This window comes from Spirillospora sp. CA-142024 (assembly GCF_050942325.1).
GTDB lineage: Bacteria > Actinomycetota > Actinomycetes > Streptosporangiales > Streptosporangiaceae > Spirillospora.
The window spans coordinates 6,721,811-6,746,469 of the sequence record NZ_CP192077.1 but is presented as its reverse complement, the minus strand read 5'-3'; the positions used below and the strand labels follow the sequence as shown (position 1 = coordinate 6,746,469).

General features: G+C 71.3%; 23 protein-coding genes. 9 read left to right on the top strand and 14 right to left on the bottom strand.

What is annotated here, in order from left to right:
- The first annotated feature begins 256 nt into the window (after nucleotides 1-256).
- From ACQPZP_RS31945 to ACQPZP_RS31935, 3 genes are all read left to right on the top strand, one after another.
- On the top strand, nucleotides 257-1,180 hold the full coding sequence (locus tag ACQPZP_RS31945; RefSeq protein WP_433473422.1) for a LysR family transcriptional regulator: 924 nt from the start codon (nucleotides 257-259) through the stop codon (nucleotides 1,178-1,180).
- Between the two features lie 103 nt (nucleotides 1,181-1,283).
- On the top strand, nucleotides 1,284-2,447 hold the full coding sequence (locus ACQPZP_RS31940) for an alpha/beta fold hydrolase (protein ID WP_433473421.1): 1,164 nt from the start codon (nucleotides 1,284-1,286) through the stop codon (nucleotides 2,445-2,447).
- 82 nt (nucleotides 2,448-2,529) lie between these two features.
- Complete coding sequence (locus ACQPZP_RS31935; protein WP_433473420.1) at nucleotides 2,530-3,534, top strand: hypothetical protein; 1,005 nt, start codon at nucleotides 2,530-2,532, stop codon at nucleotides 3,532-3,534.
- On the opposite strand, the gene ACQPZP_RS31930 is transcribed toward ACQPZP_RS31935, so the two are convergent.
- From ACQPZP_RS31930 to ACQPZP_RS31920, 3 genes are all read right to left on the bottom strand, one after another.
- Entirely contained in the window at nucleotides 3,476-4,441 is a 966-nt protein-coding gene (locus ACQPZP_RS31930) for a pirin family protein (RefSeq protein WP_433473419.1), read from the bottom strand. The two genes, ACQPZP_RS31935 and ACQPZP_RS31930, sit on opposite strands and share 59 nt — an antisense overlap.
- A 28-nt stretch (nucleotides 4,442-4,469) precedes the next feature.
- Nucleotides 4,470-5,054: a carboxymuconolactone decarboxylase family protein gene (locus ACQPZP_RS31925; RefSeq protein WP_433473418.1), complete on the bottom strand. Its 585-nt coding sequence runs from the start codon at nucleotides 5,052-5,054 to the stop codon at nucleotides 4,470-4,472.
- 72 nt (nucleotides 5,055-5,126) lie between these two features.
- On the bottom strand, nucleotides 5,127-5,492 hold the full coding sequence (locus ACQPZP_RS31920) for a winged helix-turn-helix transcriptional regulator (RefSeq protein WP_433473417.1): 366 nt from the start codon (nucleotides 5,490-5,492) through the stop codon (nucleotides 5,127-5,129).
- 152 nt (nucleotides 5,493-5,644) lie between these two features.
- Here ACQPZP_RS31920 and ACQPZP_RS31915 point away from each other — a divergent pair, with 152 nt between their 5' ends.
- Entirely contained in the window at nucleotides 5,645-6,694 is a 1,050-nt protein-coding gene (locus ACQPZP_RS31915; RefSeq protein ID WP_433473416.1) for a lipoate--protein ligase family protein, read from the top strand.
- An 8-nt stretch (nucleotides 6,695-6,702) separates the two neighbouring features.
- Here the strand turns inward: ACQPZP_RS31915 and ACQPZP_RS31910 are convergent, their stop codons facing one another.
- Nucleotides 6,703-8,148 carry an MFS transporter gene (locus ACQPZP_RS31910; RefSeq protein ID WP_433473415.1) on the bottom strand — a complete coding sequence of 482 codons (1,446 nt, stop codon included), beginning with the start codon at nucleotides 8,146-8,148 and terminating at the stop codon, nucleotides 6,703-6,705.
- Between the two features lie 120 nt (nucleotides 8,149-8,268).
- On the opposite strand from ACQPZP_RS31910, the gene ACQPZP_RS31905 reads away from it, so the two are divergent.
- Both ACQPZP_RS31905 and ACQPZP_RS31900 read left to right on the top strand, forming a co-directional pair.
- A complete protein-coding gene (locus tag ACQPZP_RS31905) occupies nucleotides 8,269-8,904 on the top strand; it encodes a TetR/AcrR family transcriptional regulator (RefSeq protein ID WP_433473414.1) in 636 nt (211 codons plus the stop codon).
- 124 nt (nucleotides 8,905-9,028) lie between these two features.
- The gene (locus ACQPZP_RS31900; RefSeq protein ID WP_433473413.1) at nucleotides 9,029-10,519 is read left to right on the top strand and encodes a TerD family protein; all 1,491 of its coding nucleotides are present in this window, start codon (nucleotides 9,029-9,031) and stop codon (nucleotides 10,517-10,519) included.
- 35 nt (nucleotides 10,520-10,554) lie between these two features.
- On the opposite strand, the gene ACQPZP_RS31895 is transcribed toward ACQPZP_RS31900, so the two are convergent.
- From ACQPZP_RS31895 to ACQPZP_RS31880, 4 genes are all read right to left on the bottom strand, one after another.
- On the bottom strand, nucleotides 10,555-11,187 hold the full coding sequence (locus tag ACQPZP_RS31895; protein ID WP_433473412.1) for an endonuclease: 633 nt from the start codon (nucleotides 11,185-11,187) through the stop codon (nucleotides 10,555-10,557).
- A 72-nt stretch (nucleotides 11,188-11,259) separates the two neighbouring features.
- Entirely contained in the window at nucleotides 11,260-12,009 is a 750-nt protein-coding gene (locus tag ACQPZP_RS31890; protein ID WP_433479708.1) for a ribonuclease HII, read from the bottom strand.
- Nucleotides 12,010-12,118: 109 nt separating this feature from the next.
- Nucleotides 12,119-12,724, bottom strand: a complete 606-nt coding sequence (locus ACQPZP_RS31885; protein WP_433473411.1) for a response regulator — start codon at nucleotides 12,722-12,724, stop codon at nucleotides 12,119-12,121.
- Nucleotides 12,725-12,729: 5 nt separating this feature from the next.
- Nucleotides 12,730-13,923 (bottom strand): sensor histidine kinase, encoded by a 1,194-nt coding sequence (locus tag ACQPZP_RS31880; RefSeq protein WP_433473410.1) that lies wholly within the window; start codon nucleotides 13,921-13,923, stop codon nucleotides 12,730-12,732.
- Nucleotides 13,924-14,126: 203 nt separating this feature from the next.
- On the opposite strand from ACQPZP_RS31880, the gene ACQPZP_RS31875 reads away from it, so the two are divergent.
- The 3 genes from ACQPZP_RS31875 (at nucleotide 14,127) to ACQPZP_RS31865 (ending at nucleotide 18,582) form a co-directional block, all read left to right on the top strand.
- On the top strand, nucleotides 14,127-16,679 hold the full coding sequence (locus tag ACQPZP_RS31875; RefSeq protein WP_433473409.1) for an AAA family ATPase: 2,553 nt from the start codon (nucleotides 14,127-14,129) through the stop codon (nucleotides 16,677-16,679).
- A gap of 52 nt (nucleotides 16,680-16,731) precedes the next feature.
- Nucleotides 16,732-17,817: a winged helix DNA-binding domain-containing protein gene (locus ACQPZP_RS31870; protein ID WP_433473408.1), complete on the top strand. Its 1,086-nt coding sequence runs from the start codon at nucleotides 16,732-16,734 to the stop codon at nucleotides 17,815-17,817.
- 69 nt (nucleotides 17,818-17,886) lie between these two features.
- The gene (locus ACQPZP_RS31865; protein ID WP_433473407.1) at nucleotides 17,887-18,582 is read left to right on the top strand and encodes a histidine phosphatase family protein; all 696 of its coding nucleotides are present in this window, start codon (nucleotides 17,887-17,889) and stop codon (nucleotides 18,580-18,582) included.
- A 25-nt stretch (nucleotides 18,583-18,607) separates the two neighbouring features.
- On the opposite strand, the gene ACQPZP_RS31860 is transcribed toward ACQPZP_RS31865, so the two are convergent.
- From ACQPZP_RS31860 to ACQPZP_RS31835, 6 genes are all read right to left on the bottom strand, one after another.
- Nucleotides 18,608-19,456: a biotin-dependent carboxyltransferase family protein gene (locus tag ACQPZP_RS31860; protein ID WP_433473406.1), complete on the bottom strand. Its 849-nt coding sequence runs from the start codon at nucleotides 19,454-19,456 to the stop codon at nucleotides 18,608-18,610.
- On the bottom strand, nucleotides 19,453-20,067 hold the full coding sequence (gene pxpB, locus ACQPZP_RS31855; RefSeq protein ID WP_433473405.1) for a 5-oxoprolinase subunit PxpB: 615 nt from the start codon (nucleotides 20,065-20,067) through the stop codon (nucleotides 19,453-19,455). Before pxpB ends, ACQPZP_RS31860 begins: the two co-directional genes overlap by 4 nt.
- The gene (locus ACQPZP_RS31850; RefSeq protein WP_433473404.1) at nucleotides 20,064-20,816 is read right to left on the bottom strand and encodes a LamB/YcsF family protein; all 753 of its coding nucleotides are present in this window, start codon (nucleotides 20,814-20,816) and stop codon (nucleotides 20,064-20,066) included. The genes pxpB and ACQPZP_RS31850 overlap by 4 nt, the downstream gene beginning before the upstream one ends.
- 29 nt (nucleotides 20,817-20,845) lie before the next feature.
- A complete protein-coding gene (locus ACQPZP_RS31845; protein WP_433473403.1) occupies nucleotides 20,846-21,214 on the bottom strand; it encodes a hypothetical protein in 369 nt (122 codons plus the stop codon).
- Entirely contained in the window at nucleotides 21,211-23,058 is a 1,848-nt protein-coding gene (locus ACQPZP_RS31840) for a TY-Chap domain-containing protein (protein ID WP_433473402.1), read from the bottom strand. Before ACQPZP_RS31840 ends, ACQPZP_RS31845 begins: the two co-directional genes overlap by 4 nt.
- A gap of 63 nt (nucleotides 23,059-23,121) precedes the next feature.
- The gene (locus tag ACQPZP_RS31835) at nucleotides 23,122-24,594 is read right to left on the bottom strand and encodes a TY-Chap domain-containing protein (protein ID WP_433473401.1); all 1,473 of its coding nucleotides are present in this window, start codon (nucleotides 24,592-24,594) and stop codon (nucleotides 23,122-23,124) included.
- Between the last annotated feature and the right edge of the window lie 65 nt (nucleotides 24,595-24,659).

Here is a 24,659-nt window from a genome sequence, read left to right as displayed (position 1 = left end):
AGGGACGGCGGCCGGTTCGCGGGCGACCCTCGTGGAACCGGCCGTGAGTATCGCGACCGCTGTGAGCGTCGCGGTTATGAGAAGCCCCGCGCGCTTCATGGGCGCGGCCCTGCCTCGGAATGCATGAACGGGAGTGTCGTGAGTGGCCCGTTACCCCTCTGTTAACACCTTTGCGGGTACGCACCTAGGCGATGGCCACGTGAGTTCGGCTAGACGATCAATGCATGACGTTCGGTCGTGGTGAGATGCTGAATGCATGATGGGTTCTCGCCAGCTCGAATACTTCCGGGCCGTCGCGCGTGAGCTGCACTTCACCCGGGCGGCGGAGGCACTGCAGATCGCGCAGCCCGCGCTGTCCCAGCAGATCCGCAAGCTCGAACGGCAGCTCGGCATCGCGCTCTTCGAACGGAACAACCACCGGGTGGAGCTGACCCCGGCCGGGTCCGCCCTGCTGGAGCACGCCGAACGGATCCTGTCCGACATCGCGGCGGTCGAGGACGAGATGCGCGGCTGGGCGGAGGGCACGCGCGGACGCATCCGCCTCGGCGGCGCCCGCGGGCTGACCGCGAGGCTCGCCCGCCTGCTCGCCGAGTTCTCCCGGGAGTATCCGGCGATCGATGTGGAACTGCGGGAGATGAACACCGAGGAGATGGTCGCGGGCCTGCACGCTGGACGGCTCGACGCGGCGACCGTCGTCCGGCTGCCGCCGCAGGAGGAGGGGCGGCGGCTCGACTCCCTGCCGCTCGGGGAGGAACCCCTCGTCCTCATCACCTCGGAGTCCGCGCCGCTCGCGAGCAGATACAGGGTGCCCGTCCCGGTGCTGGACGGCACCGACCTGGTCTGTTACCCGCCCGGCTCGGTGATCCGCGAAATCGTCCTGTCGGCCTTGGCGGACGCGGGCGCGACCGCGCGGATCCGGTTCGAGACCCGGGAGTACAGCACCGCGCGGGCCATGGCGAGCGTGGGGCTGGCCGCGGCCGTCGTCCCGCGTTCCGTCGCCGAGGAACCGGGGCAGCCGGTCGGCGTCGTCCGGCTCGACCCGGAACCGGTCTGGGCTCCGTCGCTCGCCTGGCCCGCGGGACGCCGGCCAGGCCCCGCCCTGGCCGCCTTCATCGACTTCATGGCGGGCCGTCCGGATCTCGTCTCGGCCGGACCATGGCCCGCGCTGGGTGATAAGTGATTGATATGACCGACAGCTTCATTAAGTCTTGGACATCTAGCTTGTAGCGGCATGAAGATTGTCGTGTTCCGCCTAACGCGGACTTCTTGAAAAGGAGCACGACATGAACCGTGGTGAGCGTGGACGACGAGAGTACGAGGGACTGATGGGAAGAAAGCCCGAGGAGGCACTACCTGAGGTGCTCCGAACATCCCCGCAGATGTTCGAGGCCGTCGTGGAAGGTGCGTTCGGCGGCGCCTTGGCCCGTCCTGAACTCGGCCGCAGCACGCGTGAACTCGCCACCGTCGCCGTCATCGCCGCCTTGGGGGGCGCCGAAGGCCGTCTCGCCGGCCATGTGCGCGGGGCGCTTCGGCAGGGGGTCGAGCCGTCCGAACTGCTGGCCCTTTGCGAGCACCTCTCGGTTTATGCGGGCTTCCCACGCGCGCTCGACGCACTCGCCGTCGTCCAAGGCGTTCTGGATGAGCAGGGCATTCCGAACCCGCCGCGGATGCACCGCGTCGTGCTCGCCGACCACGAGACCGTTGTCGCGCAGAAGGGCGACCACGGACCAGCGGTCATTCTTTCGCATTCCCTGGGCGTGGACTGGCGCATGTGGGAGCCGGTCATGGAACGGCTTTCCAACGGCCGGAGAGTCTTCGCCTACGACTTCCGCGGACACGGCGCGGCCGCGGGCGCGCCCCGTCCGTTCACCATGGACGACCTCGCGGCGGACATGTTCGGAGTCCTCGACGCGTTCGACGTGGACCGCGCACACATAGTCGGCCTGTCGATGGGCGGCGGCATCGCGCAGACGGCCGCCGTCCGCGCACCCGGACGCGTCGCGTCGCTGGCCCTGCTCGCGACCACCGACCACGCCTTCGACGCGTTCGAGGGCCGCGCCCGTTCCGGGGAGGTCGACGGAATGGAGGCGCAGGTCGTCCCGACGCTGACGCGCTGGTTCACGCCCGCCGCACTCGCCACGAACCCGTGGGGCGTCCGGTACGCGCGGGAGCACATCCGCCGTTTCGACGGCGCGGACTGGGCCGCGGCCTGGCGGGCCTTCAGGGGCGTGGACGTCCAGGGCCGCCTCGCCAAGGAGGACTTCCCGACGCTGGTGCTCGCGGGCGAGCTGGACGCCTCGACGACCCCGGAGATCATGTCCGGTATCGCCGAACGCATCCCCGGCTCGACCTACCGGGAGCTCCCGGGCACCCCTCACATGCAGACCCTCGAACGTCCCGACCTGGTCGCCGGCGCCCTCGACGAGTTCCTCCCCGCCGACCGCTAGGGCCGGCTCTCGGCCGCACGGGGGAGGCGGACGACCCGTGCGGGGGAGGCGCCGTCCGGGCGGCGGACGACAGGCTCCGATCATGACGGAAACGCCTCAGCTGCCCGGAGCCGTCGGGCCGGGCTGGAACGCGGTGCGGCGGCTCGCCGGGTACGGCGCCGCCGCGTCGCTGTCGCTGTATCTGGCCGTCAAGATCGTCTGGGTGGCGGCCGCACTGCTCGGCAGCGTCCCGGCGGAGTTCGGCGGCCCGGACTGGGTCGTGCTCAACGTGGTGACCGTCGGCATGGCCGCGACCGGGATCGCGCTGGGCGTCGTCTTGGCTCAAGGCCGGAAATGGCGGATACCGACCGCGCCCTTGGTCTTCTTCACCTGGGTGGGGTGCGGATTCCTGGTTCCACTCATGCCCTACGGCGTGGTCAGTGCCGTACTAGGCGGCGATGGGGAGAGCGCCGGTGGGGACGGCGGCGACTCGGTCCCCTCCTGGGAACTGATGCTCATCGGCATCGGCTTCACCGGCATGGCCGTGGGCGTCGCCATAGCCCTCCCCATCTACATGCGGGAGCGCTGGCCGGCGGCCTTCCTCGGACGTCTCGCCGGCCGTCCGCGGACCGCCGTCCGGCGGGCGCGCACGGCGGCCGCGGTCACCGTCGTCCCGGCCGCCCTCTGGACGTACTGGTCAGGCGGCGGCACCCTCGGCCTGGCCCCTGCACACCGTGACCTCCTCGACCAGAACGTGCGGCTCCTGCTGGGAGACTCAGCGCTCTGGGCGCTCCTCGGGGTCTGGAGCGTCCTGGCCGTCGCCTCCGCGCGGCCGAACCTGCCCGTCTGGCTGCCGATGACGCTGGGCTTCACCGCGTCGGGTTCCCTGTTCGCGTGGGGCGGCTGGAAGCTGGCGGTGCTACTCCTCCGCCCGGGCGGCTACACGCCCGCCGAGTATCCGGCCGTGGCGGCGGTCGTCCACGGTCTCGCCATCGTCGGCGGGGGGCTGATGCTGGGCGTCCTGATGAGATCCCTCCACGACCACCGTCTCAGCGGGCGCGTCCACGGGGCTTCAGAGGCGTCGCGGGCATCGCGGGAGCGGGGATAGGCGCGCCGTCGTAGCCGTGCACCGCACCGAAGCGGTCGCCCGCCATCCAGTCCTCCCGGGCGCGTGCGATCTCCTCACCCGTCCTGGCGACGAAGTTCCACCACATGACGAGCCTCTCCTCGAACGGTTCGCCTCCGAGGAGCACGAGACCGCTGGCACCATCGGCTCTCAGGGGCAGTTCGCGGCGGCCGGAACCCAGGTACAGCATCGAACCGGGCTCCACGCGCATCCCGTCGACCTCCGTGATCCCGGACATCGTGAGCGCCGCGTACTCGAAGTCCGGGTCGACGGGCAGGCGCACGCCGGCCCCGTCCCGCAGGGCGAGGTCCGCACCCATGATCGGGGTGAAGACCGTGCCGGGGGACGCGGCGCCGTCCAGCTCCCCGAGGATCACGGTGGCGCTGAACCCGGGACCGTCCACGACGGGCAGGTCGGCATGATGTTCGAACGCCGGGTCCGTGCCGCGGTCCGAGTCGGGGAGCGCCACCCAGAGCTGAGCCCCGTGCAGGACCGGGCCGTGGCCGCGCGGCGACTCCTCCGAATGCGCGATCCCGCGGCCCGACGTCATCAGCCCGAGTTCCCTCGGCCGGACGGTCCGCAGGCTGCCCAGGCTGTCGCGGTGCAGCACCTCGCCGCCGTGCAGCCAGCTCACCGTCTGCAGCCCGATGTGCGGATGCGGCGGAACCTGCATGCCGGGCTCGCCGGTGATGTCGTCCGGCCCGTAATGATCGACGAAGCACCAGGCGCCCACCATGCGCCGTCCGAGGCTGGGCAGCAGCCGCCGGACGACCGTGCTCTCCCCCAGGGGAACGCGCCGGGGCGGGAGCAGCTCGTGGACCGGCCGTCCAGGCACATCGTCCCGTCCTCCGCACTCGACCGGCTTAGGGCTGACATCAAGATTGCTCACCGAACCGCCCTCCCAGCGACGCCGTCCCTCAACGATGCCCCGGCCGCCCACCACGAACCGCGAGGGGGGCGGGGAAGCCGGGGGCCCAGGACTCGTTGTCGATCTCCAGTGTGTTGATCAGCTGGCTGATGGTCCGGTACCAGCCGGCGAGCACCAGGAGCTCCAGGAGCTGCGGTTCGTCGTAGTGCTCGGCCAGAGCGTCCCACGTGGTGCGGGATATCCGGGCGGAGTCGTACAGTTCGTCGGCCGCCGCCATCAGGAGCCGTTCCCTCGGTGACCAGGGGGCCTCCGCGCCGGACAGGGTCGCCCGCAGGTGCTCGTCGGCGAGCCCGACGGCCTCGCCGAACGTCGCGGCGTGGACGCCCCATTCGTACTCGCAGCCGGCGCGGGCGCAGGTGCGGTCTATGACGATCTCGCGGTCCCGGTCGGGGAGCCGGCCGTGGGCGAGCAGTCCGGCGCCGAGGACGCGCATGCGGGACGCCAGTTCCGGATTCCGGTGCAGGGTGCGGAACAGGGTCAGCGGGTCGTGCGCCACGCCGGGCGGCATCCACTTGGCCAGGGCCGTGGCGATCTCGGGGTCGTACGGGGGGTCGAGCGGCGCGATGCGCGGCATGGCGCTCCTCTCCGATGCTTCGATAATAGAAGCAGTGTGCTGCTTCGAAAATAGAAGCGCAAGGCCTCGGTGTCAGTCGAGGTCGGTGTCCGGTGCCCCGGCGTCCGGTGCCTCCGTGTCCAGTGCCTCGGCCCATCGGTCGGACCAGTGCGACAGCGGGCGAAGCGCCTCGCGGGCGTCCCGGCCGAGCGTGGTCAGGGCGTACCGGTTCTCCGGGGTCTGCTGGACGAGGCCCGCATCCATCAGTTCGAGGAGACGCTGCCGGAGGACGCTGGACGACATGTCGTCGCAACGCTGCTGGAGGGTGCGGAAGCCGAGCGGGGCGTCCTGCAGCTCCCAGATGACGCGCAACGTCCAGCGCCGCCCGAAGAGGTCGAGGGCCGCCATGAGCGGACGGCCCCTGGTCGAGCCGCGGACCGGCCTCCCCGGTTTCGGCATGCCCCCTCCAGTGGTTCGGCTTCCGGAACAGTAGCGGGCGCGCACCCGGTCACCGCACCGTGCCCGCCACCCGCTTCCGGACACGCGTGCTCGCCGATGCCTGGGGAGACCCCCGGAATCGAGTGCGGCGCGGCGGGGTTCAGGTCTACGTGATGCACGGTGAGTACAAGGTTCCCGGCGGCAAGCTCGTCGTCGCCGACGTCGATGTGGTGGACGGGCTGCTGCGCGGACCGAGGATCAGCGGCGACTTCTTCCTGGAGCCCGACGAGGCCCTGGAGGCGATCAACGCCGCCCTGGACGGTCTGCCGGCGGGGCTCGACGCCCGGGCGATCGGTGTCCGGGTGCAGGCGGGGCTGCCGCGGAACACGGTGATGCTCGGCATCACCGCCGAGGCGGTGGGCATCGCGGTGCGGCGGGCCGTCTCGCGGGCGTCCGACTGGCGTGACCATGACTGGCGGCTGATCCATGAGCCGCCTCAGGAGCCCGCCCTGCACATGGCGCTCGACCAGGTCCTCGCCGAGGAGGTCGGCGCGGGACGCCGCCCGCCGACGCTGCGGGTGTGGGAGTGGGCGTCGCCCGCGGTGGTCATCGGCAGCTTCCAGTCGCTGCGCAACGAGGTCGACGCCGAGGCGGCCGGGACGTACGGCGTGGACGTGGTCCGCCGCATCAGCGGCGGGGGCGCGATGTTCATCGAGCCGGGCAACACCATCACCTATTCGCTGTACGCGCCGGAGACGCTGGTGGCGGGCATGTCGTTCGCCGAGAGCTACGCGTTCCTCGACGACTGGGTGCTGGGCGCGCTCGGCGAACTCGGGATCAAGGCGTGGTACCAGCCGCTGAACGACATCACCTCCGACCAGGGCAAGATCGCGGGTGCGGCGCAGAAGCGGCTCGCCGCGGGCGCCGTGCTGCACCACGTGACCATGGCGTACGACATCGACGCGGGCAAGATGCTGCGGGTGCTCCGGATCGGCAGGGAGAAGATCTCCGACAAGGGGATCGCCAGCGCGGTCAAGCGCGTGGACCCGCTGCGCCGCCAGACCGGCCTTCCCCGCGAGGAGATCATCGACCGCATGATCGCCCACTTCCGCGGCCGCTACGGCCTCACCGATGACGGCGTGAGCGAGGACGAACTCCGCCTGGCCCAGAAGTACGTGACGGACAAGTTCAGCACCTCTGACTGGACCGCCCGAGTCCCCTGACCCCTGCATCAGCCGTCGAGGTGTGGCACTGTCTTCCGCGGCTGCTGCGGGGATGCCACTGCGGTTTCGGGCCGGGAGTGCCGGAGGCGGCGTGCGGCTCGTTCGGGACGGGTGATGAGGCGCCAGGCCGCGAGGGCGGCGGCGATGTAGGCGGCTCCGATCAGGGAGAACGAGATCTCGGCGCCGGTCGTCCAGCCGGACGACGCGCCCAGGACGGCGCCGATGACGGCGATGCCGATCAGTGTGCCGATCTGGCGGCCCGTGTTGAGGACGGAACCCGCGATGTTGCCGTTCTCAGGGCCCGCCGCGTCGACCATCACGGCGGTCATGGCGGGGGAGGTGATGCCGCCCGCGATGCCGGTCACGGCGAGGGCGGCGGCCGTCGTCCAGTAGGGGCTCGCGGGCGTGATGGTGGTCAGCGTGAAGGAGGCCGCGGCCGCGAGCAGCAGGGAGGCGGTGAGCAGCGGTCCGCCCGCGATGCGCGCGGACAGGCGCACGAAGGCCAGGTTGCTGAGCGGGATGAAGATCGTCAGCGGCAGGATCTGCAGGCCCGCGCGGAGCGGGCCGGAGCCCGCGGCGTGCTGGAAGTAGAGCCCGACCAGGAAGAGCGTGCCGTAGAGGGCGGCGTTGAACAGGAATCCCACCGCGTTGGCGCCGGTGAAGCGCGGGCTGCGGAACATCGCCCAGGGCATGACGGTCGTGCGGGCGCCGCGCTCTCTCAGGGGCAGCAGGACGGCGGTGGCCAGGGCGACCAGGATCGCGGCGAGGACCGGGAGCGAGGCCCACCCGAGGTGCGGTCCCTCGATCAGCGCGAAGCTGAGCGCGCCGAGACCGGCGATCAGCGCGGCATGCCCGGGAACGGCCAGCGGGGCGGGACGCCCCGGGGCCGCCGCGATGAATCGGCGGGTCAGCGCCATGCCCGCGATGCCCAGCGGCAGGTTGATCAGGAAGATGCTCCGCCAGCCGAGCGTGCTCACGAGGACACCGCCGATCGTCGGGCCGAGCGCGACGGCCGAGGCCACGATCGCCGACCACAGGCCGAGCACACGGGTCCGCCGGCGCGGATCGGGGAACGCCTGGACGAGCAGCGCCAGCGAACTCGGCATGAACAGCGCCGCGCCCATGCCCTGGACGAGCCTGGCCGCGATGAGCACGTCGACGGTGGGGGCGAGGGCGGCGGCGAGGGAGGCGGTGAAGAAGACCGCCATGCCCGACAGGTAGACCCTCCGCGCGCCCAGCCGGCCGGCGAGACCGCCCGCCAGCATCAACAGGGCCGCGAACGTCAGCACGTAGCCGTCGACGGCCCAGGTGAGCCGGCTCAGGGAGGCGTCCAGGCGCTCCTGGATCGTCGCCCCGGCGATCTGCATCACCGTGGCGTCCACGCCCGCCATCACGAATCCCGCGGCGAGTGCGGTGATCTTCAGGGCGGAGGAGCCCGCGGGTCTCGATTCCATGATCAATCCCTTCGTTAAACGGACAACTCGCGTCCGCTTCGAGGAACGCTAGTGCAACCGGACGCGAGTTGTCCACTTAAATCGGACGCCATGAGTCCGCTTATGGCTAGAATCGGGTTCATGCGCAGCACCAAGAGCGCCGTGGACCGGCTGCTGGACGACGGCTCCGGCCGGCGTCCCCGCGCCGACGCCAGACGCAACGTGGAGCGTCTCGTCGAGGCGGCCCGGGAAGCGGCCGGCGAGATGGGCGGTGAGATCACCGCCCACGAGATCGCGCGCCGCGCCGGGGTGGGCGTCGGGACGTTCTACCGGCGGGTCAGCACGCTGGAGGCACTCCTGGAGGCCGTCATGGCCGAGATCCTCGAAGAGATCGTCGCGAAGGGCGACGAGGGACTCGCCGATCCCGACCCGTGGGAGGGCTTCAGCGGCTTCGCCGCGGCCTACACGAGACTCCGCAACGAACTGTGCGACATCAACGACGTGCTGGGCGGCACCCTCGACCACGCGCGCGCGGAACTGCGCGAGCGGATCCGCCTGCTCGTCGAGCGGGCCCAGGGCGCCGGGGCCATGCGCGCGGACATCACATGGCAGGACGTCGCGTTCCTGCTGGTCTCCGTCTCCACCGGTGACCACACGGTGGGCCTGCACGCGGGCGAGCACCAGTGGGACCGCAACCTGCGGATCGTCCTGGACGGCCTTCGCACTCCCGAACCGGCGCCGCTTCCGGGTGCGCCGCCCACCGATCTGGCCGGCTGAGGCCCGCGCGGTATCGGACGGAACTCACCGACGCCGTCGTGCGTCCTCCTCTCATGACGGCAGGTCGCGGGGGCCGTACGTCTGCCCGTAGGTTGGTGACATCGGTCGATGATGAGGAGCGTTCATGTCGATGCAGAAGGGTGCCAACACCGCGGTGCCGGTTCCCTCGGTGCGGGTCGAGCTCGGCTGGCAGGGTGGCCCCGGCGTACCCGACGCGGACGCGTCGGCGCTCCTGCTGGCGGACACCGGCAAGGTGCGGTCGGACGACGACTTCGTCTTCTACAACCAGCCGGCGCACGGGTCCGGCGCGGTCAGGCATGAAGGCAAGCAGCAGGGGCCGACCGTTCTGGACGTCCTGTCCGTCGACCTGAACAGGGTCGAGCCCGCCATCGACAGGATCGTCATCGCCGCGTCTTCGGACGGCGGGACGTTCGGCAAGTTCCAGGGGCTGTACGTGCGCGTCGTGGACGCGGCGGCCGGAACGGAGGTCGCCCGGTTCGACAGCCAGGGCGCCACCTCGGAGACGGCGTTCGTGCTCGGTGAGCTCTACCGCCGCCAGGGTACGTGGAAGTTCCGTGCGGTGGGCCAGGGCTACGACTCGGGTCTCGCCGGCCTGGCCACCGACTACGGGATCTCGGTGGACGACCCCGGCAAGGCGGCCCCGCCCCCGCCCCCGCCCGCACCCCCGCAGCCGCAGGCACCGCCGGCACCCCCGCAGCCGCAAGCGCCGCCTCCGCCCGCGCAGGAGCAGTACGCGCCGCCTCCGCCGCCCGGAGGCCAGTACGTGCCACCGCCGCCCCCGGGCGGCCAGTACACGCCACCCCCGCCACCTCCCGGCGGTCAGTACACGCCACCCCCCGGCCAGTACGCGCCTCCGCCGCCTCCAGGCCAGTACCCTCCGCCTCCCGGCCAGTACACCCCGCCCCCGCCCGGGCAGTACGCGCCGCAACAGCCTCAGCAGCCGCCGCAACAGCAGCAGCCGGGCGGCAAGATCTCTCTGACGAAGAACGCGCCGTCGGTGTCGCTCACCAAGCACGGCGCGACGACCGGCCACATGCGCGTCAACCTCAACTGGACCGCACGTGAGGGCGTCGCCAAGGGACTGCTCGGCAAGCGCCGCCGCGGCGTCGACCTCGACCTCGACCTGTGCTGCCTGTGGGAGCTGCAGGACGGCCGCAAGGGCATCATCCACGCGCTCGGCGACATGGGCGCGCTGGACCGTCCGCCTTTCATCAAGCTCGACAAGGACGACCGCACCGGTGCCGTCGAGACGGGGGAGAACCTCCACATCAACCTCGACCACAAGGCGGATTTCAAGCGGATCCTGGTGTTCGCGGAGATCTACGACGGCGCCAACGACTTCCGCGGCCTGGACGCGGTCGCCACGTTGTTCCCGGTGGGCGCGCCCCCGATCGACATGCGCATGGACGACTGCACCGACGCGTCCCGTGACGCCGTCCTGGCCCTCATCGAGAACGTGAACGGCGAACTGGTCGTCCGCCGTGAGGGCCGGTTCGTCCTCCCGCCGCCCGGCCGTCCGCGCTGGGGCAAGATGACGGTCGACCAGGCGTACAACTGGAACCTGGAGTGGGTCGCCTCACGCGGCAAGGACTGACGGCGGCCGACCGGAACGGCCAGGGTGGCCCGCGGTCACGCGGCCTTCATGTGCTCGGCGAGCTTCTTGTCGCGGGCCACCCGGACGAGCGCCGCCGTCAGCCGGGCCAGATCCTTGTCCGGCACCTGGGAGGCGAGCTCGTCCGTGTCGGTGGGCAGGCCGAGCCGCTCGGCGCCCTTCTTCACCTGGTCGTCGACGTAGGGGCGGAGCCACGGCCAGATGGCCTGCGCCTCGCGGCAGAAGATGTCCACGCCGGTGGGGCCGACGCCGGGGAACTCCTGCAGCAGATCCGCCGCCTTCTTGGGGTCGCGCTCCGCCTCGATGGCGAGCCGGCGCAGATCGCCCTGGTACTTGTCCTGGACCATCTCCGCCATGTCACCCAGCCGGGACGCGGTGCTCTCGTCGTAGCGGACGTAGTGACCGCGTCCGAGCGCGTCGACGCGTTCCTGCCACGTCAGCTTGCTCATCCCGCGCGCCGTCCCGCCTCCCGCGTCGAACAGTTCGCGGGCGGCGGCGAGTGCGATCTCCGACGAGATGCGCGCGCTCAGCAGGTTGGCCAGGACGAGCAGCTTGAACAGAGCGGCCGGCTGGTCCTTCAGCGGTATGCCGGCCTCCTCGGCGAAGGTTTCACCCGACTCGTGCAGCAGCTTCTTGACAACGGCATCCATGGCATCCACCTCCCGTTGCTGCCGCCTTACCCGGGTCATCGGAGATGACTCCTGGACGCGCGCGGGGCCGGCTCACAGCAGGCTGAGCTGCCCTTCTCCGGCGAGCGGGTCACGGTGCTTCTTCATGTGCCGCCAGCGTGGAAGGCCGTCCAGATAGGACCACGAAAGCCTGTGGTGCGGCGTCGGCCCGTGCTCTTCCAGAGCGTTCTGGTGGACGGGCGACGGGTACCCGGCACTGTCGGCGAACCCGTAACCGGGGAATTCGCCGTCGAGGTCGGCCATGAGCCGGTCGCGGTGGACTTTCGCCAAGACGGAGGCGGCCGCGACCGTGACCGACCTCTGGTCCGCCTTGATCTCGCACCGGACCCGCCAGGGCCGGCTGAGGAAATCGTGCTTGCCGTCGAGAATGACCACGTCGGGCCGTACGGGCAGCGATTCCAGAGCGCGGACGGCGGCGCGCTTCAGCGCCTCGGTCATGCCCACTTCGTCGATCTCTTGCGGACTGGACGCGCCGATGGCGTGCCCGGCGAGCCAGCCGGGGAGGATCCCGGCGAACGACTCGCGATGGGCCTCCGTGAGGAGCTTGGAGTCGGTCAGCGCGATCGTCTTCTTCCCGCGTCCCGGCAGGGCCGGAGGCGGGCTCAGGTCGGTGACCGCCGCGCACACCACGACGGGCCCCGCCCAGGCGCCGCGTCCGACCTCGTCCACCCCCGCGATCACGACCGGACGGCCGCTCCCGGACGGTGCGGCCCGCAGCTCGTCCTCGATCTCGTAGCCCGCGGCGCGCGGCGCGCTCTTGGCGGTGGCGGGAGAGGGGACCAACCCGGGGAGGGCACCGGTGGAGTCGGTCAAGAGGTCTCCTTCGGACGGCGAAACGGCCTGCGCAACCGATCGTAGGGGCGCGTCGCCCCGCATGCCCGGAGGCGGCCGTTCACAGCCAGCCGTTGTGGCGCGCGGTGCCCACCGCCTCGATGCGGTTGCGCGCCCCCGTCTTGCCGATCGCGGCGGACAGATAGTTGCGGACGGTGCTCTCCGAGAGATGCAGGCGCCCGGCGATGTCGGCGATGGTCGCCCCGTCCGCCGCGGCGGTCAGCACGTCCCGTTCCCGCTCGGTCAGCGGGTTCGGCCCCACCGACAGCGCGGCGGTGGCCAGCGCGGGATCCACGACCTGTTCACCCGCCAGGACACGTCGCAGGGCGGCGACCAGGTCTTCGATGGGTCCGTCCTTGACCAGGAACCCGCTCGCACCCGCCTCCATGGCGCGGCGCAGGTATCCGGGACGCCCGAAGGTGGTGACGATCAGGACCTTGCATGCGGGCAGCTCCCGGCGCAGGTCGGCGGCGACGTCCAGGCCGCTGCGCCCGGGCATCTCGATGTCGAGCACGGCGACGTCCGGTTCCGTCCGCAGCGCCTCGGCCAGGGCCTGTGCACCGTCGCCGACCTGGGCGACGACCTCGACGTCCTCTTCCAGGCCGAGCAGCAGCGCGAGCGCGCCGCGCATCATGCCCTGGTCCTCGGCGAGCAGAACTTTGATCACGTGGCTCATTGTCCACCGGCGTCCAAGGCCGCCGTGACGGGGATGGTGACGGTGAGCAGGAAGCCGCCGTCCGGCGCCGGGCCGGCCTGGACGGTGCCGGCGACCGCCTCCATCCGCTCGGAGAGGCCGCGCAGACCGTGACCGCCTGATCCGCCGATTCCGCCCTTTCCGGTTCCGTCGTCCTTCACTTCCAGGACGGCGCCGTCATCGCCGCTCCGGAGCGTGATCTCGCAACGGCCGGCGTCGCTGTGCCGGATGACGTTGGTGACCCCTTCACGCACCGCCCAGCCGAGCAGTGCGTCCGGCTGGGACGGCAGTGGCGGGCCCGTACGCCGGACGGAGACGTCCACGCCGTTGTCGGCCAGTGCCATCCGGGCGGCGTCCAGCTCTTCGGCCAGCCCGCGGCCGCGGTAGCCGCTGACGGCTTGGCGGACCTCCTCCAGGGCCTTGCGCCCGACGGTCTCGATGTCGGCGGCCTGTTCGGCGGCCACCGCGGGATCGCGTTCGGCGACGCGGCGGACGGCCTGCGCCTTGACCACCATGAGCGACAGCGTGTGGCCGAGCAGGTCGTGCAGGTCACGGGAGAACCGGAGCCGTTCGCGCGCCACGGCCGCCTCGGCGAGCTGCTCCCGGGCGTCGCGCAGCAGCCCGATCACGATGGACAGCCGCAGGAAGACCGCGGTGACGATCCCCGCCGTCACGGTTCCGTACCAGTTGGCGGCCAGGGCGCCGCCGTCCTCCCCGCTCGCCCAGCCGATCAGGGCGCTCAGGGACGAGACCGAGCCGATGCCGATGAGCATGTGCAGCTCCGGTCCCTTCGAGTTGCGGGGCATGTGTCCCACGACGACCCCGGCGGCGAGCCCGACCAGCGGGAACAGGGTGTACCACCGTCCCTGGAAGGCCAGGGCGCCCGCAGAAGCGACGCCCGTTTGGGCGACGAGCAACGCGATCGGCACGCGCATCGGGTAGCGCCCATCGAACGCCGTACGGACGACCGCAGAGTGAAGGAGCGCGAACAGGGCCAGGGTCAAGGCCGCAAGCCACAGCGGATGGGTCCGCCCCTTCACCATGTCCCAGACCGGCCATACGAGGATGACGAGCCAGAACACGAACACCAGCCCACCCGGACCGTGCCTGTCCAGATGCTCCAAGTCCAGGTCGGGAACACGTCGCTTCGGGGTGCCCTTCCAGGGGGTCACTTGCGGTTCTCCTCGTTCACGTGGACACGCTATGCGCGGGCCGATGTCGGTTGCAGAGCCGAACATCCACTTCTGGACAGTACAAATGTCCTGGTCTCGGGAGCGAGGCGCGCCTAGCTCAGCACCAGGCCGGACTGGCGTGACTCAACGAACCGGGCGCGGGGAGTCCCGTTCCGGGCGGTCCTGCGCTTTACTCGCTCTTGATGACTTTGTTCGGCAGGTCCCGCTCCCGCCCGGCGAGGGGCGCCGCGGCGCGGGATCTTTTCGAGCGCCTAAGGTGGCGCTACTTCCAGGTCACTCCTGGACTGAGGTTCCTGGGCGCTCTGCTGCTCGCCGCGCTCGTGCTGTCGGCGACCGTGGTGCTGGAGGGGCCGATCGTCGGCGCGGCGGCGTTCACGGTGATCCTGCTGGTCGTCCTTCACCTGATGTTGCGCTCGCCGACGGGGATGGCCGTCGTCGCGGTCATCGCGTCCTGGCTGGCACTATCGGTGCCCTTGGGCGGGCTCTACCCCGACAAGGGAAGCCCGCCGTACCTGAGCCCGGCACTGCTTCTCGGGGTCCTCGCCCTGCCCGTGGCGTTCGTCGCCTTCCGCTTGCGCGGATACGCGCCGTGGCGCACGGCGCTCCTGGCCTTGGCGGCAGCGGGGGTGACGTCGGCCGCGGCCGTCAATCCGCTTCCGGAGGCGAGCGTGGCGCCTGGCTGGGCGGCGGCACTGGCCGTTCTCGCCTACCGCTGGGACAGGGCAAGGCGCACGGTCCCCGCAGAGGCCTACGAGACGGGGTGGGTGCAGGAACAGGCGAGCCCGAAGGGGGACGGCATGACGGGGCCGAAGCCCGAACGGCCGGACCGTCCGGCCAAGCCCGACCGGCGCGGCTCCGGTGAGGACGGCGGTACCGGCAACAGCGGCACGGCGGCTGCGCAAGGAATTCATGACCAGCGCGCCACCGCACAGGCCGCAGATGCCGTGGCCGTACCCGAACGCCCTGCGCCACCGGAACGACGGACGGACGGGTCGCCGGACATCTCGGTGGCGGACGCGCTCGCGGAACTGGAGAACATGATCGGGCTGGAGCCGGTCAAGCGGCAGGTCCGTTCCATCGCCGCCTCCATCGAGGCCGCGCACATGCGCGCCGCCGCGGGGGTGCCCACCGAGAAGCCGATGCGGCACTTCGTCTTCGTCGGGCCGTCCGGTACCGGCAAGACGACCGTCGCCCGCGTCCTGGCCAAGATCTTCTATGCGTTCGGGCTGCTGCCGGAGCCCGCTCTGGTCGAGGCGCACCGCGCCGACCTCGTCGGTGAGTTCCTGGGAGCGACGGCCATCAAGACCAATCGGCTCGTCGACTCCGCCCTGGGCGGGGTCCTGTTCATCGACGAGGCGTACAGCCTGGTCAACTCCGCCGAGGGGCAACCCGACCGGTTCGGTGACGAGGCGGTCCAGACGCTCCTCAAGCGTGCCGAGGACGACCGCGACAACCTCGTCATCATCCTTGCGGGATACGACGCGCAGATGGCCGAGCTCCTCGACTCCAACCCTGGGTTGGCCTCTCGGTTCGGCACCCGTGTGCACTTCCCGTCCTACCGTCCCTCGGAGCTGCTGCAGATCGCTGACTACCACACCGGCCTCCGCGAGGACCGTCTCGACGCGGAGGCCCGCGGCAGGCTCGCGGCCCGTTTCGACGAGGTCGAGCGGCGCGGCATCATCGACGACCTGGGCAACGGCCGATTCGTCAGGTCGTTGACCGAGGCGGCGGCGCGCGCGCGGGACGTGCGCGTGGTGGAAGCCGTCTCGTCGTCCGGAGAACCGGCCAGACCCACCGCCGCCGACCTGGTCACCGTGCGCGCCGAGGACGTCGAGACCGCCTTCGCCGAGGTCACCGAACGATTCCGCGGCTACACCGAGACCCCCACCCTGGACGAGGCGCTCGCCTCGCTCGACATGATGATCGGCCTGGAGCCGGTGAAGCGGCAGGTCCGGGAGATCGCGGCCCAGTTGCAGGTGGCGAGGATGCGGCACGAGCAGGGCCTGGTCACCCGGCCCCCGACCCGCCACTTCGTCTTCACGGGGCCGCCCGGCACCGGCAAGACCACCGTCGCGCGGGTTCTCGGCCGCATCTTCGCCGCGGTGGGCCTGCTCGCCCGCCCGGAGGTGGTCGAGGCGCAGCGCGCCGACCTCGTCGGTGAGCATCTGGGGGCGACCGCCCTGAAGACGAACAAGATCGTCGACTCGGCCTTGGGCGGGGTCCTTTTCGTCGACGAGGCGTACGCATTGAGCAACGCGGGTTACTCGGGCGGTGACGCCTTCGGTGCGGAGGCCGTGCAGACGCTGCTCAAGCGTGCCGAGGACGACCGGGACCGCCTCGTCATCATCCTGGCCGGGTACGACGCCGACATGGGCCGCTTCCTGTCGTCCAACCCTGGGCTCGCCTCCCGCTTCGACGTGCGCGTGGACTTCCCGTCCTATGGGCCGGACGAACTGCTCCGCATCGCGCAGCTCATCGCCGAGCAGGGCGGCGACCAATGGGAGGAACGCGCCCTCGACGACCTCGCCCTGGTGTTCCAGCGCGCCTGCGGGACCGGCCGGATCGACGAACTGGGCAACGGACGGTTCGCCCGCTCCATGTACGAGAAGGCGTGCGCATGCCGCGCCCTCCGGGCGGCGCGGCTCGGCTCCGCGGCGACCGCCGCCGACCTGACGCTCCTCACCACCGACGACGTCCGCGACGCCTTCAACGACCTGGCCCACCGCCTCGCCTGACCGCCGTTCACCCGCGGGCGCGGGTGTCGGCGGGCTGCGATGTAATCGGGACATGTCTTCGGTGACGTGGGATCAGGTGCTCGCCTGGCGGATGCGGCGGCAGTTCGTCGAGACGGCGGAGGCCGCGTCCCCGCTGGAGATCGCCCGGAGACTCGCGGGTGTGCAGGCGCAGGTCGCGTCCGCGGCCGAGTTCGCCGTCGCGGTGCGTCAGCGGACTCCTGCGGCCGGTGCGGTCGCAGGGGCGCTGCTGCAGGAAAGGACGCTCGTCAAGACCTGGGCGGCGCGAGGCACCCTGCATCTTCTGCCCTCGGACGAGGCCGCCGCCCATCTCGTGTTGTGCTCGGCCGTCCGCAACTGGGAGAAGCCAAGCTGGCAGCGGAATTTCGGTGCCACACCGGCAGACCTGGAGGCGATCGCCGCGGCCGCCTCCGACGCGCTGGCGGGCGGCGCCGCGCTCACCCGCGAGGAACTCGCCCAAGCCGTGGTCGACGAGACGGGCTCGCAGCATCTCGCCGAAGTGCTCGGCTCCGGCTGGGGGACGCTCCTCAAGCCGCTCGCGTGGTGGGGCGTGCTCTGCTACGGGCCGTCCCAAGGAACCAGGGTCACCTTCACCTCACCGGCGCACTGGCTGCCAGGCTGGACGGGCTTGCCCGCCATGGAGAACGCCGCCCGCACCGTCATCCACGGATACCTCGGTGCCCACGGCCCGGCGACCCCGGACATGTTCGACAACTGGTTGATGCGCAAGCAGAACCGGAAGGGGGACGTCAAGGCGTGGTTCGCCGCTGCGGAGGATGGGTTGGCCACCGTCGAGGTCGAAGGCGTGCCCATGTACGTCTTGGAAGAGCACAGGGACGAGTTGCTCGACACTGAGCCGACCACGTCCGTCCGGCTTCTCGGTGCGTTCGACCAGTACGTGCTGGGAGCGGGGACCGGCGCGACCTATCTGGTGCCCGCCGAGCACAGGAACCAGGTGAGCCGGACAGCGGGTTGGATCTCACCTGTCGTCCTCTACCAGGGACGGGTCGCCGGCGTCTGGGAACCCAAAGACGGCGATTTGGCGGTGACCGCGTTCGAGGACGTTCCCGCTGGTCCGCTCAAGGACGAGGTGAACCGCCTGAGGCCGCTGTTGTCCTGATACACGGCGCTGCTCATTGCGAGACCCCGGTGAAGCCTCGCTGTCGAATCGTCGTCTAGGGTGCCCAGCGTGGACGAGCGTGACGAGCCGACCGAGTACAGGCAGACGCGGTACAAGCCGCCGGACGGCGCCACCGAACTGCTCCTGATCAGGCACGGCGCCTCCGCCCCTGCCCGCCCCGGCCGGCCGTTCCCGCTCGTTGACGGCCATGGCGACCCCGAACTGGCGCCAGAAGGACGCGAACAGGCCGAACGCGTCGGTGAGCGCCTTGCCGAGGAGAACCTGGACGCCGTCTACGTGACGCCCCTGCGCCGCACAGTGGAGACAGCGGAGCCGCTGGCCCGCCGCCTCGGACTGGAGCCGCGCGTCGAGGCCGGCCTGCGCGAGGTCCATCTCGGTGAATGGGAGGGCGGACTGTTCCGCAAGATGGTCGCCGAGAACGATCCGGTCGCCCAGCGGATGTTCGCCGAGGAGCGCTGGGACGTCATTCCGGGAGCGGAGAAGAGTGAGGCGTTCGCCGGGCGCGTCGAGGAGAGCCTCACCCGGCTGGCGGCGGCCCACGCGGGCGGCCGGATCGCGGTGTTCACACATGGCGGGGTGATCGCGCAGGCGCTCGCGTCCGCCACGGGTGCCAGGCCGTTCGCGTTCCTCGCCCCGGACAACGGGTCGATCTCGCGGCTCGTCAGGCTCGGCGACCTGTCGTCGATCCGCGGGTTCAACGATGTCTCGCACCTGGACTGGTCCGCACCTGCGCCGCTGACATAGTGGCCGTTGACCTGGGGCCGCTGACCTAGAGACGGAAGCGGAGCATCTGCCCTGGGCGCAGTTGCGCCGCATCGGCCACCGCGGTGGGGTCGAGCACCGCGACCACCGGGTAGCCCCCGGTCGTCGGATGGTCGGCCAGGAAGATGATGGGCAGCCCGCTGGGCGGCACTTGGAGAGAACCCGTGACCATGCCTTCGCTGCCCAGTTCGCCTTCGCGCGCGCGGGCGAGGGGTGGCCCGTCCAACCGCACGCCTACGCGGTTGCTGTCCGTCGACACCTCGTACCGCGCGGACGTGAGCGTGGCCATCGCTTCGTCGGTGAACCAGTCGTCGCGAGGCCCGGCCACGATGCGCAGGACCGGTGTCTCCGGCATGGGTGACGTGGGCGCGATGTCGACGTTGATCTCCTCAAGTCCTTCGGCGGAACCGACCGGTAGACGGTCGCCCGCCGCCAGTGGTGCCGGGCCCAGGCCGGACAAGAGATCGGTCGAGCGGCTCCCAAGAACCGCATCGACCGTGACACCACCTCGGACGGCGAGATAGGTGCGAAGCCCAGAGCGGGGCGTACCGACGTCGACGACGCCGCCGGCCGCCACATAGCAGGGCGCGTGCGTCCCGTAGGCGCGGCCATCGACACTGAGCGGCGCCAGGGCTCCGGCCACCGCGATCCAAGCAGGTTCGTGAAAACGCAGCGTCGCGCCGCCGAAGGTGAGTTCCACGCCCGCCACGCCCTCGGGATTGCCCACGAGCCGGTTGGCCAGCCGGAGCGCGCGCTCGTCGGCGGCCCCGGAACGCGGCACGCCGAGATGGGCGTGACCGGGCCTGCCGAGATCCTGGACGGTCGCCAGCGGCCCGGGCCTGACGACCTCGATCAAGAACGCCCCCCGGGGACTAACCGCACGCGCATGCCCGGCCGGAGCAGGGACGGCGGGTCGCGCGTCACGTCCCACAGCGGCAGCCCGCTGTGCCCGAGCAGCCGCCAGCCGCCGGGCGACCGGGACGGGTACACGGCCGCGTACGGCCCCGCTATCGCGACCGAACCGGCCGGAACGGCCGTCCGGGGCGACTCCCGCCGGGCCACATGCAACGCCGGGTCCAGTCCCGACAGGTAGCCGAAGCCAGGGGAGAACCCCAGATAGGCGACCGTGTACGAGGCCGCGGAATGCCGGCGGACGACCTCGTCGCGGGACAGCCCGGTGAGGGCGGCGACCTCGTCGAGGTCCTCGCCGTCGTAGACGACCGGTATCTCCACCGGGTCCACGTCGCCCTCCGCGTCGCCGGGCAGTCGCAACTTCGGGATCCGCGCGGCGAGCCGGTCGAGGTCGGCCGAGGGGTCCGCGACCACGAGGACGGTCTGCTCCCCGGGTACGACGTCCACCACACCGTGCAGCCGGGCGTCCCGCAGGGCGGCGTTCAGCCGGTGCGCCGTCGCCAGGTCGCCGGTCTCCACGAGTAAGGCCGCGCCACCGGCCCGCAGCACTCTCACGCGAACGGCTCCAGCGCGACCCCCGCTTCGGACAGGGCCGAACGGACGGACCGGGCAAGCGCGACCGCGCCCGGCGTGTCGCCGTGCACGCACATGGACCGGGCCTTCAACGCGACCTCGGTGCCGTCCACGGCCACGACGGTGCCGCCCACGGCCATCCGGACGGCCCGCTGCACGACGGCCTTCTGATCGTGGACGACGGCCCCCGGCTCCCGGCGGGACACGAGCCCGCCGGACGGCGTGTAGGCCCGGTCGGCGAAGCACTCGGCCACCACGGTCAGCCCGTCGGCGACATCATGCACCGCGGAAGTGGGAAGCGTCAGCAGGGGCAGCGACGGATCGTACGCACGCACCGCGTCGGCCACCGCACGGGCTTGCACAGGGTCGCGAGAGATCCTGTTGTAGAGCGCGCCATGTGGCTTGACGTACGCCACGCGCCCGCCTTCCGTGCGGGCGATGCCGTCCAGCGCCGCGAGCTGGTAGAGGACCTCGGCGGTGAGTTCCGGTGCGGCGACGTCCATCTCGCGGCGTCCGAAACCGGCCAGATCCCGGTACGACACCTGAGCGCCGATGGTCACGCCGCGCTCGACGGCGGCCGCGCACACCCGGCGCATGATCAGCGGATCGCCCGCGTGGAACCCGCACGCCACGTTCGCGCTCGTGATGACGTCGAGCAGCGCCACGTCGTTGCCGAGTTCCCAGATGCCGAACCCCTCGCCGAGGTCGGCGTTGATGTCCATGACCGCCATGCCCAAGACCTACCACCGATCCGCGTGCCTCAGACGGTCTCCTCGTGCAGGTCCTCGACTTCATGGCCGGACGCCCACGCCTGGTACACGCCGCGGTCGAACGATTCCAGCCCGAGTCGCTCGGCCACGGGAGCCTTCCCGCCGCTGTACTCCACCCGCAGCCAGCCTTCGTGCTCACCGAGGACCACGAACGGCTCGCCACGCCACATGCAGTGCGTGGTGACGTACTGGAGATGGTCGACGTCGGACAGCGGCACCACCTGGACGTACCGGTCCGGGGCTATCTGCCGGAACCCGTCGGCATGCTGCGCGACGTAGAGCCGCACAAGGTCGCCGTCCGGGCTCGCCTCGTACTCGGTGCCCCGCCAGCCCGCGTAGAACCCGTGCCGGATGCTCATGCGCGTCCTCCCGGCAGCTTCACGAGCCACCTGCGCAGGTCGGCGTCGTACTGGGCCGCCAGGCTCTCCGTGCCGCGCGCTTCGAGCCGGTACATCTCCGCCCCGTGCGGCAGCCGCTGGCTCTCGATCTTGAACTCGGGAATGGCGGGCCCGTCTCCGGGCGCGTACCCCGACCCGGGGAACGGCGCCTTCTCGATCACCCAGCCGCCGGGGATGATGCCCATGCTCCACTCGTCGATACCGCCGAGCGGACGCCGGAACAGAGCGGGCTTCACCGCCGGCCAGCGGAGCATGAAGAGCTGCTCGTCCGCGGGGGAGAAGGGCGACCCTTCGTACACCAGCCCCAGCGCCCGGATCAGCGCCGCCGGAGACCTGATCTCTTGTACATCCTGTAGCCGGTGCACGTAGCCGGCGACAAGGTCGTAGCCGCCCTCCAGATAGTGCTGCACGTGTTCCGGTCGCACGACCTTCTGCATCACCATGACCTGGGACGTGTCGTCGGTTTGTGCGGCGGTCGGGATGGACTGTTCCCTGGTCTTGGCCTGTGCCCGGTCACGCTGGCCGTAGAGCGGCGCCACCGGCAGGCCGTTGGGATCGCTTGGCGTCTCGCGGGACGGATTGGGCGGCGTGTGCACCGGCAACCCCTGCGGGTCCGCAGGGGTCTCCCTGGCCGCAGGCACCTCGGGACGGGAGCGCGGCGGCGGCGCCGGAGACTCCTGAGCGGGAGCCGGCCGGCGCGGCGCGGACGGGGCTGTGGGCGCCCGTGACGGCGCGGCGACGGCGGGGGGTGGCTCCGGGTGGGCCGGCGGCGATTCGGGTCTCTGTGGCGCCTTGGGGGCGCGCCGCGCCTCGGGTGCGTCGCCTCGGGCCGTCCGGGTGCCGCGGGTCCCGGCGCGGGACGTGCGCGGGGTGCGCGACGACGGTGTGTGCGACGGGCCGGCCACCAGGACGTCCGTCGGGGCGGGAGGCTTCGGGGCGGCAGGAGGCCGGGGCGCCTCCGGCTCCAAAAGCGCGTTGGCGTCCAGGTAACCCGCGCTCGGAAGGCCGGGATTCACGGCCAGTTGCCACTCCGGATGAGGCCAGTGCCTGGACAGCTCCGCCAGCGATGCCTGCCGGTGGTGGGCGGCCTGGCCCTGGAGGGAGCGGTCCATGGCCTCGGGCGAGGTGAACGCCAGGACGAAGGTGCCGCCGCCGAACTGGGCCGTGGCGAACTGGTGCTCGCCGCCCTCCGGGTCGCCGGGCGCCGGCAGGTACAGGACCGCGCGCGCGAGAAGTTCCAGGTAGCCCTGTTGGTCGCCGCGTTCCCGGGCTTCGGTGAGGGCCGTCTCCAGGGTGGACCCGGACGGCCGCGCACGACGTGCCGAGGACCGGGCGGGGCGCCCCTCGTCCTCGGGGACCGCCAGCGGGAGGCCGAGGCCCGGCAAGGCCAGAGGGCCGCCGTCAGGGCCGGACTTGCTCGCCTGATAGACGAGTTCGAGTGGGGACTCGACGCCGTAGACGTCGCGGAACGCGCCCATCATCTGCCCGGCGAGAAGGGCGCACGACTCAAGGAGCTCGTTGGAGGCGCGGCCACCGCGTTCACGGAAGGTGAGCCGGTCCCACCAGTTCTTGCGCTCTTCCTCGTCCGGCGGTTCCCATCCGAGCGCCCTCAGCCGCCGTTCCTGGCGCGGCGCCAGCGGGCGGGGCAGGAACGCGCTGCCGACGGCCTCGGCGTCGAGCACCCCTTCGGACCGCATGGCCTGGACATAGGGGAGACCGCTCGGGCCCTGCACGATGAGGAACGATGTGACCGGCAGCCGTGAAAGCTCCAGAGTCAGCCGTTTGGCGAAGTCGTTCCAGTCCACTCGGGATCCACTTTCACGTCCGCGGGCCGACGATTCGGTACTCGACGGTAGCCGAACGGCGGGTCACTCGGTCCGTGGAGCCGGAACGGCGTCGGCCCTTACCGGCGCCCAGACCCCGCCTATGGCGTCGTAGATCGCAAGGGGGGTCTGGTCCTCTTCGCTGGTCGAACGCCAGAGCCGGGTGCCGTGCGGTGGCCGCATCGCGACGCCGGCAGGAGGTTCGGCGGGAGCGGCCGCCCGGCTCGTCGCCTTGTCGGCGGGCGCAGGCGCGCTGAGAGGGGTTGCCGCCACCGGCTCGGAGGGAAGGCTCTCCGGTTCGGGGGCGAGCGTCTCCGGTTCGGCGGCACTGGCTTCGAGCGCCGCCCGCAGGTCGGCCGCCGTGTACGGGTCGATCGCCGTATGGGAATCGTCGTGCGGACGGTCCGCGCCTGGGCCCGAACCGTTGACCGTGGGAGCCGAGCCACCGGCGACCGGGTTCGGCCCGGACAGCGCGGTGGGATCGACCGTCCCGTAGGGATTGGCGACCTCACGCTCCGCTGCGGGAGCCGTGCCCTGGCCGCCCTGCAGGCGGCTGATGACGGACGAGTCCAGCAGGACTTCGCTCGGCAGGCCCCAGTTGATGGCCAGCTGCCATGCGGGGTCGGGCCAGCTGGACGCGAGCTGCGTGAACGACGTGCGCCGGTACAGGCCCGGGTGCCGGTCACCGGTGCGCGCCAGGGCGCCCGGCGAGGTGAACACGGTCACGTAGGTGCCGCTGCCGATCGTGATGGTGGGGAACTCGGCGCGGTCGGGGTCCTCCACGGCGGAGGCGGTCGCCGGGAGTACCAGGTCGGCACTCGCCAGCAGCCTGAAGTAGGTCGTGTTGTCGCCGTTCGCCTTGGCCTCGGCCAGGCGTGGTTCGAGAAGTTCGGCGCTCATGCCGGGCGGCTTCTGCTCCAGCGGATGCGACTGCTCCTGTTTCGGCTTCTGCTCTTCCAGCGCCATCGGAGCGCTCGCAGGAGGAGGGCCGGCCGGGAAGGGGTTCGCCTCCGGCAGCGCACCGCCCGACGACGCGCGGCGCTTGTTCACTCGTGACGGGTCGGCCACGTCGATCCCGAAATCGAGCAGCTCTATGAGGCCGGTACCGTGCCGGTGGAACGACTCGTACACCAGATCGGACGGGCGCCGGACGCCCTGGACGTCGCGCAGTGCCGTGACCATCACGTCCGCCAGCCGCGAGTAGTCCCCGCCGGTGACGCTCAGCATTCCGCCTGGCATGCCCGCCTCCGGCAGCTCCGTCCACCAGTTGCGCGGGGAGGGCTCGGCGGGCGGGCGCCAGCCCGCGTCGCTCATGACCTCCTCGTCGGCCAGGGTGAGCAGAAGCGGTCCTTCGAGGAAGTTGTTGCTGACCGCCTCGGCGTAGAGCCGGTCGGGCTCGCGCATGGCCTGGACGTAGTGACGGCTCTCATCGCGTTCGCGCACGATGAGGATCGTGTCCCGTTCGAGACCCGCCAGCTCACGTCCCAGCCGCCGGGCGAACTCGGACCACTCCAACAAGATCACTCCCTACGACCGGAGGCCCGCCCCCGGGCCCCCGCGAGACCATGCCCGGGAACCGATGA